Consider the following 13,573-nt stretch of genomic DNA (forward strand, 5'->3'; position numbering starts at 1 on the left):
CCTATCGTACTCTCGCTCCGGTTATTATTAAAGAATTAAAACAAGCTAGTGATTTATTAGAATGGGGTCGCGGGGAAGAAATCACCGTCAGTCAAGAATTGCAATTATTAGCCACCGCCAAATTACCACAAATCCTGATTACCCTGGAACCGGAATTAGTAGCTAGTACCCTGCTGCAAATGTTCAATCGCCAACAGGTCTCGCAACTGGTACAGTTATTACAAACGAGACGTTAACAGCTGCCCCGACGTAACTAATTGTGCGCCAACCGAGGTGGCAATAATCCTCGATGGTGAATTGGGATAGAGCCAAACCAGAAAAAGCTAAGATATGGCAAGATAAAAACTTAATGCTGACGGCTGACAAATATCAGACCTGAGGCAGCATCTCTTGAGTCACCGGTCAAGCCGGGATTTACTGAGAGTAAGCGATCTGCTAGAGTTTTAACGTTCGTTAAATTTCTCGGGCAGAGAAAACAAACAAAACCATAATGGTGTTACTGGGTGTGTGGAAGTGCTTAAAAATCTCAATTTTTCGAGGCGATACTCCTCGCTGGCCCTGCTGCTGGCTATTTTCGGATTATTTCACGGGACGGTAATGGCCGAAGAAGAACCCCCAGAAACGGTTTTTCCCCGCGTCGAGCAGCTAGTACAGTCTCCTCCCGCGACGGCAGAAACTACTCCACCCGTGGCACCAGCGCCGGAAACCCCGACGGAAACCCCAACCCCCCCGGAAACTCCGACAACGGCCCCACCAGCGCCGGCGGAGGAGTCGCGGGTTTTGGTGGCTGAAGTGGTAGTACAGGGGGCCGATCGAGAATTAGAAAATCTAGTTTATAATACCATTCGCACCCGACCCGGACGCAGCACGACTCGAACCCAACTACAAGAAGATATTAACGCCGTTTTTGCCACGGGCTTTTTTGCCGATGTGCGGGCAGTTCCCCAAGATACGCCCCTAGGGGTGCGAGTCACCTTCGAGGTGCAAGCTAACCCCGTTTTTCAGGGCGTACAGATTCAAATTGCCCCGGAAACCCTGGACAAATCGATTTTACCTGCCGGCGTGGTCGAGGAAATTTTCGCCGGTCAATACGGCAAAACCCTGAATTTGCGGGAATTACAGGCGGGGGTAAAAAAAATCAATGACTGGTACAGCAAAAACGGCTATGATCTGGCCCAGGTGATCGGTGCGCCGCAAGTAACTCCCGATGGTCGCGTGATTCTGGTCATTTCCGAAGGTTTAATCGAAAAAATTCAAGTACGCTACTTTAACGTCGAACAGGAACCGGTCAAGGGTAAAACCAGAGAATTTATCATTACTAGGGAAATGCGCCTAAAAGCGGGGGATATTTTTAACCGCAATACGGCCCAACAGGATTTACAGCGTGTTTTCGGTCTCGGTTTATTCGAGGATGTGCGTCTGTCTTTTTCTCCTGGCAGCGACCCAAGGGAGGTGATTGTTAACGTCGATGTGGTGGAAGGTAATACCGGTTCCCTAGCCGCTGGGGGTGGTATTAGCTCGAATGCGGGCTTATTCGGGACTGTTAGCTATCAACAGCGCAATTTTGGCGGTAATAACCAAACTTTAGGGGCAGAATTCCAGTTAGGGGAACGGGAATTTTTATTCGATCTGAGTTTTTCCGATCCTTGGATTGCCACGGATAATTTCCGCACTTCCTACACGGTGAACGTTTTCCGGCGACAGTCGATTTCTCTGGTTTATGATGGGGAAAATTCCTCGATTCGGACGCTGAACGATAATGATAGTCCCCGTATCGTCCGGACGGGTGGCGGTATTACTTTTGTCCGTCCTTTGGCCGCCGATGTGTTTACGAAACCAAAATGGGTGCTTTCCCTAGGCTTTAACTATCAACAGGTACAGGTGCAAAATGCCAATGGTGACATCTCCTCCCTGTCTGCACCTCTCAACGATTTTGGCAGTCAACAACTGGCTTTTAGTTCCTCTGGGATTGATGATCTACTTTCCCTAAATATTGGCGCTATTCGAGATTTTCGCGACAATCCCCTGCAGCCCACCAGTGGTTCTTTCCTGCGTCTAGGTTTAGAACAAACTATTCCGGTCGGTTCTGGCAGTATTTTCGGCACTCGTGTTCGGGGTAGTTACAGTTACTTTATCCCCGTTCGCTTTATTAATTCCTTTAATCTCTTTGAAACCGATATTTTTAAAGGTCAGCAATCCCTCGCTTTTAATGTGCAAGCAGGGACAGTATTAGGCGATTTACCCCCCTACGATGCTTTTATTGTGGGGGGTAGTAACTCTGTACGGGGTTACGCTGAGGGGGAAGTGGGTAGCGGTCGCAGTTATTTCCAAGCGACGGCCGAATATCGTTTTCCCATAGTAGCAATTATTGGGGGGGCGTTATTTGTCGATTTCGGCACTACTGTTGGTTCCCAAGGCGATGTCCCCGGTCAACCCGGGATTGTCCGGGATTTACCCGGTACCGGTCTCGGTTACGGTTTAGGTGTTCGGGTACAATCTCCCGTCGGCCAAATTCGGGTTGACTACGGTTTTAATGTCGATGGTGGTTCTCGTCTCCATTTCGGTATCGGGGAACGATTCTAATCAGTTATCAGTTATCAGTTATCAGTTATCAGTTATCGATAAATTTAGTTCTTTTTGTTGTTCACGGATAAAAGCTTTACTGCTTAACAATTATGGTTTCTACTATCGCTAAACAATTTGAATTATCGGGAATTGGCCTGCATTCAGGGGAAATGACACGGGTGCGCGTCTGTGAGGCAAACCCCGGGGAAGGACGTTATTTTGTCCGCAGAGATTTAGCCAATCAACCGATTATTCCCGCTCTAGTTTCTTCGGTTTACCAAACGACTTTATCAACGGAATTGGGACAAGGAGAAGCAAAAGTTAGAACCGTTGAGCATTTATTAGCGGCCTTAACCGCTTTGGGGGTAGAGGATGCTCGCATTGAGGTGGATGGTGCGGAAATTCCCCTCCTCGATGGTTCGGCCAAAATCTGGGTAGAAGCGATCAAAAATGCTGGTTTAGATAACTCTTTTTCTCCATCAGATTTAACTATTTCTCAACCGATTTGGTTGTACGAAGGAGATGCTTTTGTGGCGGCGATTCCTTCCCCTGAATTACGTTTTACCTACGGGATCGATTTTACCTATAAACCGATCGGTAATCAATGGTATAGTTGGAGTCCTGATCAAGAAAGTTTTCGAGATGCGATCGCATCTGCCCGTACTTTCGGTTTTGCCGATCAAATTGAATATCTGCAAAAGGCTGGTTTAATTAAAGGAGGCAGTTTAGAAAATGCTTTAGTCTGCGATCAAAATCAATGGTTAAATCCTCCTTTACGCTTTGATAATGAGCCAGCAAGACATAAATTATTGGACTTAATTGGTGATTTGAGTTTACTGGGAACCATTCCCACCGCTCATTACATGGCTTTTAAAGCCAGTCATAAACTGCACGTTCAATTAGCTAAAGCAATTCAGGGTTAATTATTTCTTGGATCAAGGGGACGAACTACAAAAATACCGATGGCTTTGTCAACTTTAGTGATATATTTCTCTAGGTCTTTAGCAATGGTAATTTGACCAGCAGGAGAGGCATGAATTAAGCCAATTTTGCCATCGGGAAAGCGATAAACTAGACCGGTATGGGTGGTATCTAAACCAGGGATATTAGTCACGACACCGATAATATCTCCAGCTTGTAGTTGTGGGTAAATATCTTTAATCTTAGGGGTGGGAATATAGGTTAAGGATAAACTTTCTAATTGCCGTTCTACCTGTTGAATACAATCGTAATTATTTTGAGTTTTTAACTGGGGGTATAGAGGGCGGTTTTTGCTGATAAAGTTGAGCTTTTTGTTAAGAGTAATTCCCCCTAATTTTTGAGTTATATTTTCTACATTACCTCGTTCTTGGTTGTCATTAATCCAATCGGAAAAGTAATGCAGACGACTACAATAACCGTCGAGAATACCGTGGCGATAACGTTGATTTAAAACCTGCTGACTAAAAGCAGAATACTGATAATTTTTTAAAGCAAAATTGTGACTCAAAGCGAGAACTGTTTCCACAAATAGGACACAATCAAACTCTTTTAAAGAGATAAATAATTTTTCTGTTGCCGAGCGATTGAGTAATCCTGCTTGATATTTTGCTCCTAAAAATTGAGTGGCGATATTCTGGATTATATCAGCCATGGGTAAGCGATCGAGTTGTTGATTTTGAGCGTACTGCACCAGTTTTTTATAATTAGGATCGCTGACTTCTTGAGCAAGAATAGTTTCCGATCGAGCTATACTCAAGGGAATTAAAACAGGATTAATTAATAAATAGGGTAAAGTTATCCAATTAAAAAACATTGTCGATCGATTACTGAAAATAATAGGGTTTATCACCTACTAACACACATTAACTGTCAGAGTTATAATCTGCTGGGTTTAACTGGTATTTCTCATTGTATTCTACTACATAAGTAGGTGGTTATAATTAAATTAAAAATGGATTTTAGGTTCGATCCCCCCTGCCCCCCTTAATAAGGGGGGTGCCGATAGGCGGGGGGATCCCCCCTTAATCCCCCCTTAATAAGGGGGGCATCTGATAATTTTTAACGCCTACCTACATATAGTAATTATCTTAATGGTGAGTTATCAGGGTTTCGTTTTGGGGAGACTCCGAGACGATGGAATTGAATTAGCAATGATCAATTCCGAGACAGAAAAGGGGTTTCTCGGAGAAACACCTTTTCTACTCATGCAAAAGGGGGAATACATAATCAGTTTTTAATAACTGGATTTAGTATCAGTCATTGACACAATTTTGAGTAAACCTCTAACCTAGTTATACTAAATCCGTTTTTAATAGTACACTTAACTCCTAAGTCTAGGTACTTAAGACGTGCGATAGTCAAAGGATTTTCGCGGTCGCTGGTTGATAAAATCCGTCACTCGATCTAAGCTTGTTTGAAGATTTGACGGATGCCATTCTCGTCATTTTCCTGATTCCTAAACATCTGTCTCATTGCATTACTTCTAATGGGCTTCTGACTTTTCCCATCATTGATTTTTATAGATTGTTGTAGTACATTACATTACAAAAGACGTAGCAATCAGCAGAGAACCTTGTCTATGACTGTCTGCTCGTTGAATTAATCCTTTCATATACCCTAAATTAAGGAGAAGACTATGGCTAATCGATTGGATGTAAGGAAGGTGATGCGGGGTGATAAAGACCTGAGCGGTGCTGACCTGAGCGGTGCTAACCTGAGCCGTGCTATCCTGAGCCGTGCTATCCTGAGCCGTGCTATCCTGGTCGGTGCTGACCTGAACCGTGCTAACCTGATCGGTGCTCACCTGGGCGGTGCTGACCTGAGGGGTGCTAACCTGAGCCGTGCTAACCTGATCGGTGCTAGCCTGAGGGATGCTGACCTGAGGGATGCTGACCTGATGGGTGCTGACCTGAGCGATGCTGACCTGCTCGGTGCTAACCTGGAAGGTACGAAAATGCCCGAAGGCTGGGAATTTATTGTCAGAGATCGTTAATCATTTCTGAAGCATTCGATCGAAATCTGGCGTTGCTGAGTAGCGGTATGATTTGGCAAAATTCTCAACCAGTTTTCAGAGCTTTTAGCAATCAACTCATTCTTTGAATCGGCAACGCTTGTCTCAAACTTATTGGAAACGACTATAACAGCGAAATCTCGTCCGAGTTGCTATTCCACACCACTTTTTATTAAAAAAGTCAATAGATTAAATATTAATTTTTGTAAAGAAAAGCTTGAGCAGTTACTCAGAAAGCTCTTTACCATCTGTTACAAAATATGGCAAGATATTTATCGAATTGTGTCAAAACCCAGAGTAAATACTCACTTGGGTTACATTTTCTGATACAAAACAGAAACATATATCTAAATACCTTAAACAAAGGGCGATCGTCATCAGATGATGATCGCCCTCAAAACCAGACTCAGCAATCATAAGGAGAACCATCATATATGTTCACTCACGTCAAGTCCACCATTCGTCATATAGTTCCTGACGCGTTGAATGGTCGATCGCTGGTCAAGGTGGTCTATGTCGTGCTAGAACCTCAGTACCAAAGTGCGCTGAGTAGTGCGGTCAGGGAAATCAACGCTAACAACCCGAAACTAGCGATCGAAATTAGTGGTTATTTAATCGAAGAACTGCGCGATGGGGAAAATTATCGCAATTTTCAGGAGGATGTAGCCAAGGCTAATATTTTCATTGCTTCTCTCATCTTTATCGAAGATTTAGCCGATAAAGTTGTGGCCGCTGTCAGTCCCCATCGGGATAAATTAGACGCGGCGATTGTCTTTCCCTCTATGCCCCAGGTAATGCGCTTAAATAAGTTAGGCAGCTTTTCCATGGCACAATTGGGACAGTCTAAGAGTGTCATCGCTAACTTCATGAAAAAGCGCAGGGAAAACTCTGGCGCTGGTTTCCAAGACGCGATGTTAAAGTTATTGCGAACTTTACCGCAAGTCCTGAAATACCTCCCCATGGAAAAAGCTCAGGACGCACGCAACTTTATGTTAAGTTTCCAGTATTGGCTAGGAGGTTCCGCAGAAAATTTAGAGAATTTCCTGTTAATGTTGGCCGATAAGTACGTCTTTGATAACAAGGATGACAGTGTAGTTTATAAAGAACCGGTAGTTTATCCGGATATGGGTATCTGGCATCCTTTATCGATGAAAATGTGGTCGGATGTCAAAGAATACTTCACTTGGTACAATAACCGCAGTGATATTCCCGATGACCTCAAAGACCCCTTGGCTCCCTGTGTTGGCTTAATTTTACAGAGAACTCACCTCGTTACTGGTGATGACGCTCATTATGTCGCTCTCGTGCAGGAATTCGAGTCTATGGGTGCGCGAGTACTTCCTGTTTTTGCTGGGGGATTAGACTTTTCCAAACCCGTAGAAGAATACTTCTGGGATAAAAGCTTAAAAGGAGTAGCAGCCGTTCCCATCGTTGACATAGTAATTTCCCTGACAGGATTTGCCTTAGTCGGGGGTCCAGCGCGACAAGATCATCCGAAAGCGATAGAATCCTTAAAACGTCTCAATCGTCCCTATATGTGCGCCTTACCGCTAGTTTTCCAAACTACTCAGGAATGGGAAGAAAGCGATTTAGGTTTACACCCGATTCAAGTAGCGCTACAGATTGCTATTCCCGAATTAGACGGTGCGATCGAACCTATTATCTTATCAGGCCGGGATGGAGCCACAGGTAAAGCGATCGCTTTACAGGACCGGGTAGAAGCGATCGCTCAACGGGCGCTAAAATGGGCTAATCTAAGAAAGAAACCGAAACTGAATAAAAAGGTCGCCATCACTGTGTTTAGTTTCCCCCCCGATAAAGGCAATGTGGGAACCGCAGCCTATCTAGATGTGTTCGGTTCTATCTACGAGGTGATGCAAGCTTTACAAAATAACGGTTATGACTTGCAAGACTTACCCGCATCTCCCCAAGAACTGATGGCAGCGGTAATCCATGATGCCACCGCACAGTACCATAGTCCGGAGCTAAATATCGCCTATCGGATGTCTGTGCCTGAATACGAACGCTTAACCCCCTATTCTGTCCGTTTGGAGGAAAATTGGGGACCACCACCGGGACATCTCAACAGTGATGGACAAAATCTATTAATCTACGGGAAAGAGTTCGGTAACGTCTTTATTGGGGTTCAACCTACCTTCGGTTATGAAGGGGATCCGATGCGTCTGCTCTTTTCTCGTTCTGCTAGTCCCCACCACGGTTTTGCAGCCTACTATACCTATCTCAATCAAGTCTGGAAAGCAGACGCGGTTCTTCATTTTGGCACCCACGGTTCCCTAGAATTTATGCCGGGGAAACAGATGGGAATGTCTGGAGAATGCTACCCCGATAACCTCATCGGGATGATTCCCAACCTCTACTATTATGCCGCTAATAACCCCAGCGAAGCCACGATCGCTAAACGTCGCAGTTATGCGGAAACTATTTCCTATCTCACTCCTCCCGCAGAAAATGCTGGACTTTACAAGGGGTTAAAAGAACTCAGCGAGTTGATCGGTTCCTACCAAACCCTAAAAGATAGTGGGCGCGGGGTACAAATTGTCAACACCATTGTCGATAAATGTCGCTTAGTCAATCTCGACAAAGATATAAGTTTACCTGATAGTGATACCGCCCATCTCAGTCAAGAGGAACGGGATCATATCGTCGGTTCCGTCTATCGTAAACTGATGGAAATTGAATCGCGCTTGCTTCCCTGCGGACTGCACGTTATTGGGAAACCCCCCTCGGCGCTGGAAGCGGTGGCAACTTTGGTCAATATTGCCAGTTTAGACCGGGAAGAGGACGATTTACTTTCCTTACCCCGGATTATTGCTAACAGCATCGGCCGGGATCTAGAGGAAGTTTATCGCAATAGCGATCGAGGTGTGTTAGAGGATGTGGAATTACTGCAAAACATCACCCTAGCGACTCGCGCTGCCGTTGTTGCTTTAGTCGAGTCCCAAACCGACGGGTCAGGTCGGGTATCGATGCTTTCTAAGCTGAATTTCTTGAATATAGGCAAAAGATCGCCTTGGATCGAAACTTTACGGTCGATGGGTTATCCACAAGTTGATTCGGAAGCGTTAAAACCCCTGTTTGAATACCTAGAATTCTGTTTAGAACAGATTTGTGCTGATAATGAATTGGGGGCCCTATTAAAAGCATTGGAAGGGGAATACGTTCTTCCCGGTCCTGGTGGCGACCCCATCCGTAACCCCGGAGTTTTACCAACGGGTAAAAATATCCACGCTTTAGACCCCCAGTCTATCCCGACCCTAGCGGCGGTAAAATCGGCTAAAATCGTGGTGGATCGTCTGTTAGAACGGCAAAAACTGGATAATGGCGGTAAATATCCTGAAACTATCGCTTGTGTTCTCTGGGGAACGGATAATATCAAAACCTATGGGGAATCCCTAGCACAAATTCTCTGGATGGTGGGGGTTCGTCCTCTTCCCGATGCTTTGGGACGGGTGAATAAACTGGAATTGATTCCCCTAGAGGAGTTAGGAAGACCGCGCATTGATGTGGTGGTCAACTGTTCTGGTGTTTTCCGGGATTTATTTATCAATCAGATGAATTTGCTTGACCAAGGGGTAAAAATGGCTGCGGAAGCAAACGAACCGATGGAGATGAATTATGTCCGTAAACACGCTAGGTCACAAGCAAAAGAAATGGGTTTAACGGTTCGACAGGCAGCCACCCGCATCTTTTCTAATGCTTCTGGTTCTTATTCTTCTAACATTAATCTCGCGGTGGAAAATAGCAGTTGGGAAGATGAAAAAGAGTTACAGAATATGTATCTCAACCGCAAGGGTTTTGCTTTCGATTCTGATAATCCGGGGATGATGGCCGATAATCGTCAGTTGTTTGAAGCATCTTTAAAAACTGCGGAGGCAACTTTCCAAAACTTGGATTCTAGCGAGATTAGTTTAACCGATGTTTCCCACTATTTCGACTCGGACCCGACAAAAGTTGTGGCTAGTTTACGCGATGATGGCAAAAAACCGGCGGCCTATATTGCTGATACTACTACCGCTAACGCTCAGGTGCGTACTTTATCGGAAACCGTGCGCTTGGATACCCGCACCAAGTTACTCAATCCCAAATGGTACGAGGGAATGTTAAGTCACGGTTACGAAGGAGTCCGAGAATTATCGAAGCGTTTGGTTAATACGATGGGATGGTCGGCAACTGCTGATGCGGTGGATAATTGGGTTTATGAAGATGTGAACACCACTTTTATTCAAGATGAGGAAATGTGTCAGCGTCTAATGAATCTCAATCCTAATTCTTTCCGCAAGATGGTGGGAACCCTGCTAGAAGTTAATGGTCGCGGTTACTGGGAAACTTCTCAAGAGAATTTAGACCGCTTACAGGAACTTTATCAAGAAGTGGAGGACCGTATCGAAGGAATCGAGTAGAATAGATAGATAAGACTTGAGAGACTGGCTAATCACCGGTCTCTTGAGTTTTGAACAAACATGAAAAATAACTTTTGGGGGTTAATTTGGTCTAGTTTTAACGAAATTCAAGGAGTTTTACTCGGTCTTCTTGGATTTTTAGGAGGTATTGCTTTAATTCGTTATCCCGACCATACTTCTATTCCTCTAGATCTAGTAATTATTGTCAGTTTCTTCACCCTACTGTTTATAGCCACTTTGTTAAGTGCTGTTAACACGCTTCTTAGACAGAAGCAAAAATTAGAGGCAGAAGTTAAGCAACTTCAGGAGGTAAACCAAAAGCTAGAGACTGAAATTAAACAGCGCATTATCCCTAAAATTCTAAGAGTTCAAAAGGATGCAAATAATAATATTCTATGCTTACTGGAAGCATCAGATTTATTCGCGTATGATATCTATATTTCTTTCTACTACACGGATGATGACGGGTTTGAAAATTTAATTGCAATAGGTTTCGTAAACGTGATCCAAAATGATGGAAAAATACAAGCTATTCTAAATCAGCCGTATCCTAACTATCAAAATATTATCGATGCCCTAGATGGAAACGATCCCAAATTAATTGAAAAAATAATCATCAAGCCTAGCATTCCTAGAAATTTCAATACCGGTCAACCCTAGAAGAAACATGGAAAACCTAACTGAAACGACATTATTATCGCCTAAAGGTACATTCCCCGCCCAGATAGTTAATATCCTTGATCCGTATCGATTAGTCATGAATCGAGGCGAACGAAATAGAATTCAAGTGGGTCGCCGAGTATTGATATACGGGATAAGTGAGGAAGAAATTATAGACCCTAATACGGGAGAATCTTTAGGGTTTCTCGAATTAGTAAGAGGTACGGGAAGAATTATTTTGGTTCAAGATAAAATATCTATTATAGAATCAGACAAAAAGCCAGACATAGATTTAAATAAACTTTATTATTTGATCAGAGAATATCATTTGCTGCAACCTAGAGAATTGTCTGAATTATCTTATATCCCTCCCTTGACTCCTTCTGGAATTGAATACTTAGCAAAGAAAGAGTTACAATCAAAGAGAGAAAGAGAGTTAAAATCAATGATTGATAAATTAGGAGAAAGACTACCGTTTGAAAATCCTCAAGTTGGCGATCTAGTCAAGCCTATTTAATCGTTATAATCAAAAATTAGTCCGGTTGTGCATTTTATTCAGCAAAAAAAAGGATTAAGAGGGTTTCTGTCGGCTTGTCGGGTTTCGTAGCCTCAAACCGACCTAGTAATTTACTACCATTTTTGTCTAGGAAAAACTAATTCCCGATTTACCCGGATGTATGACTCATAGTAAAACTTTAGAGGAAGGGATTATTAATATTGAAGAAGCGAGCGAATTTGGATAGAGACAGTTTATTTTAGTGATAAAAAAGATATTCCCATGTTTTCTAAAAGATAAAAAAATATCCCCGTAAATTGTTGCGGCGATGCGATTTTTTAAGCATTATTGACCTTCTGACCTCTAAGATCCGAAAATAAACAGAGACGACCCAAACCCATGATTGCTGGTGAGAAGGTCTCTTGGTTGGGGGCTTCTAGATGGCAGCCAGCAAATTCTTGCTGAATTTCTGTTAAGAAATAGGGCCAAATAGTCAAGAAAAAATTACCGCTAAAAATTATTCGATCGATATCTTTAAGACTTTTTTGCTGTTTTTCTAACAAATCATTAACTTTCTGTTTTAAATTATCTAGATATGGTGCAATCACCTTCTTATTTAAGTCCCTGCGACTGACAGTCCAAGTATGACCGGCTAGAGAGGAGGTAAATTCGCTTTCTTCTTGGAGGATTAATTTGGTTAATCTAGCGGCTGCCAGTAAAGATTTTTTTAAGGGATTAGTATCGGTGAGATCGGAGAGCGAAAACGGCAAAAAAGAACGCCAGAGAGGATAAATTAACTGAGAGAGTATGGCCTGTTCATAGGTGTTTTCCCCATAGTTAAAATGGCTTAGAGCGATCGCTTGACGGGATAAAGAGCAAGTTTGCGGTGGGACTTCCAGCAGTGCTAAAGTGGTAGTCTCTCGTTTACCTTCGATCACCAGTAGGGTTTGGGGTTGAGGTTGGTCGCTAGTGGGAATATAGGCCAGAGCAGTAGCGATCGCTGTTTCTAGACTAGAGAGACAATCGGGGGGTATTAGTTGCGCTGTGAGAAGGGCTTTTTTTAGGTCATCCGTGGGGGTTTCCCCGTCATCGGTGATAATAATAGCTTCTAATCGCTCTAGGGCTTCCCAGAGCCAAGAATCGGTGCTAAAATCCCGATTAGATAGCCAGTTAATTAGATATTCTTCCACCTGAGAGCAGGGTAAGAGATCGCTTGTTCCCGTTGCCAGACTCCAAGAAAGAGGATAAAAATCGATCAGTCCTTGGCTTTCCCGAAAAAAAACGATTTTCACCCCTGGTGGTTGTACCTCCATTCCCAGGGACCAACGGGCAACTTCAGGGGTTCGATCGGGGAATAATAAGGGAGAAAGCAGCGCTTTGGCCGATTCTAAATGTTGACGAGTGGCGATAATTGTCCCGGAAGTAACTTCTTGCGGGTCAACTAGAGACGAAATCACCTTGGCAAGAATCCGATCGATCTCGGTCAGTAGAGAGGAAAAATCCTGTTTATCGGTCACTAGATAAATAAAAATACCCACAACTTTCCATTGTAGAATCACCTGCCTAAAACCAACAAAATTTAAATATTAAACCATGGAAGAAAAACGATATCCTGCGGAAAAATTAGCAGAGATTCAAAAATTATTAGATACAGCCACTTTATTGGTCGGTTTGGCCCCTGAAACCCTCGATCAAGTTACTTCTCATGCTGTCACCCGCACTCATCCTGCTAATCGGGCGATTTTATTAGAAAATGATTGGGGTGGTTCGGTTTACTTTATTCTCGATGGTTGGGTGAAAATTCGTACTTACAATATGGATGGCAAAGAAGTCACCTTAAATATCCTCGGTAAAGGGGAAATAGTCGGAGAAATGGCCGCTTTAGAAGAATCTCCCCGCTCCACTGATGCTATCACCTTAACCACGGCCACAATTAGCAGTATTCCCGCTCAAGATTTTGTTAATCTGCTCAAATCGGAGCCTTTAGCGGGAATTCGTCTTTCTCAGTTAATGGCCAAGCGTTTGCGTCAGCTTAACCGGCGTTTACGTTTGCGCGAGGCCGATAGTCTCTCCAGAGTCGCCGATACTTTACTCTTTTTAGCCGAAGGTCAAGGAGAAAAAAGCGGTCAGGGTGCGATAATTCCTAATTTACCTCACCGGGAATTGAGTAGTATTAGTGGACTGGCCCGGGAAACCGTGACCCGATCCTTGACCAAATTGGAGAAAAAAGGCCTGATTCAACGACAGCAGGAGTCTCTCTCTATTCCCGATCTGGCCGCTTTAGAAAAAGCGATCGCCTAAATTCAGTTATCAGTTATCAGTTATCAGTTATCGGTTATCATACTAAATCCAGTTATTAAAGACTGATTATCTATTCCTCCTTTTGCCTTTTGCCTTTTGCCTTTTGCCTTTTGCCTATCTTCACTAGGAAATTTATTT

Annotated in this window: 9 protein-coding genes and 2 pseudogenes; 9 read left to right on the forward strand and 2 right to left on the reverse strand. The window is 43.5% G+C overall.

Features of this window, described 5'->3' with window-relative positions; genetic code table 11:
• The 3 genes and pseudogenes from IM475_RS09990 to lpxC all read left to right on the forward strand — a co-directional run.
• Positions 1-236 (forward strand): annotated as a pseudogene (locus IM475_RS09990) (Hpt domain-containing protein); the annotation flags it as partial.
• Positions 237-597: 361 nt separating this feature from the next.
• Positions 598-2,583: a BamA/TamA family outer membrane protein gene (locus tag IM475_RS09995; RefSeq protein WP_502865570.1), complete on the forward strand. Its 1,986-nt coding sequence runs from the start codon at positions 598-600 to the stop codon at positions 2,581-2,583.
• 92 nt (positions 2,584-2,675) lie between these two features.
• Positions 2,676-3,488: a UDP-3-O-acyl-N-acetylglucosamine deacetylase gene (gene lpxC, locus IM475_RS10000; protein ID WP_287727439.1), complete on the forward strand. Its 813-nt coding sequence runs from the start codon at positions 2,676-2,678 to the stop codon at positions 3,486-3,488.
• Here lpxC and IM475_RS10005 read toward each other — a convergent pair.
• The gene (locus IM475_RS10005; RefSeq protein WP_287727440.1) at positions 3,485-4,360 is read right to left on the reverse strand and encodes an N-acetylmuramoyl-L-alanine amidase-like domain-containing protein; all 876 of its coding nucleotides are present in this window, start codon (positions 4,358-4,360) and stop codon (positions 3,485-3,487) included. The genes lpxC and IM475_RS10005 overlap by 4 nt on opposite strands.
• An 822-nt stretch (positions 4,361-5,182) precedes the next feature.
• Between IM475_RS10005 and IM475_RS10010 the strand changes: the two genes are divergently transcribed.
• From IM475_RS10010 to IM475_RS23135, 5 genes and pseudogenes are all read left to right on the forward strand, one after another.
• Complete coding sequence (locus IM475_RS10010) at positions 5,183-5,539, forward strand: pentapeptide repeat-containing protein (RefSeq protein WP_287727441.1); 357 nt, start codon at positions 5,183-5,185, stop codon at positions 5,537-5,539.
• Positions 5,540-5,991: 452 nt separating this feature from the next.
• Positions 5,992-9,978, forward strand: a complete 3,987-nt coding sequence (locus IM475_RS10015) for a magnesium chelatase subunit H (protein ID WP_287727442.1) — start codon at positions 5,992-5,994, stop codon at positions 9,976-9,978.
• 60 nt (positions 9,979-10,038) lie between these two features.
• Positions 10,039-10,638, forward strand: coding sequence for a bZIP transcription factor (locus IM475_RS10020; protein ID WP_287727443.1), 600 nt, complete (start codon positions 10,039-10,041; stop codon positions 10,636-10,638).
• Positions 10,639-10,645: 7 nt separating this feature from the next.
• A complete protein-coding gene (locus tag IM475_RS10025; protein ID WP_002800758.1) occupies positions 10,646-11,155 on the forward strand; it encodes a hypothetical protein in 510 nt (169 codons plus the stop codon).
• Positions 11,156-11,291: 136 nt separating this feature from the next.
• Positions 11,292-11,434: pseudogene (locus IM475_RS23135) on the forward strand (type II toxin-antitoxin system HicB family antitoxin); the annotation flags it as partial.
• Between the two features lie 38 nt (positions 11,435-11,472).
• Here IM475_RS23135 and IM475_RS10030 read toward each other — a convergent pair.
• A complete protein-coding gene (locus IM475_RS10030) occupies positions 11,473-12,672 on the reverse strand; it encodes an acetate and sugar kinases/Hsc70/actin family protein (RefSeq protein WP_287727444.1) in 1,200 nt (399 codons plus the stop codon).
• Between the two features lie 55 nt (positions 12,673-12,727).
• Here IM475_RS10030 and IM475_RS10035 point away from each other — a divergent pair, with 55 nt between their 5' ends.
• Positions 12,728-13,435, forward strand: coding sequence for a Crp/Fnr family transcriptional regulator (locus tag IM475_RS10035; RefSeq protein WP_287660078.1), 708 nt, complete (start codon positions 12,728-12,730; stop codon positions 13,433-13,435).
• Positions 13,436-13,573 lie beyond the last annotated feature (138 nt).

Source organism: Microcystis sp. M061S2 (assembly GCF_020245605.1).
In the GTDB taxonomy this organism is placed as follows: domain Bacteria; phylum Cyanobacteriota; class Cyanobacteriia; order Cyanobacteriales; family Microcystaceae; genus Microcystis.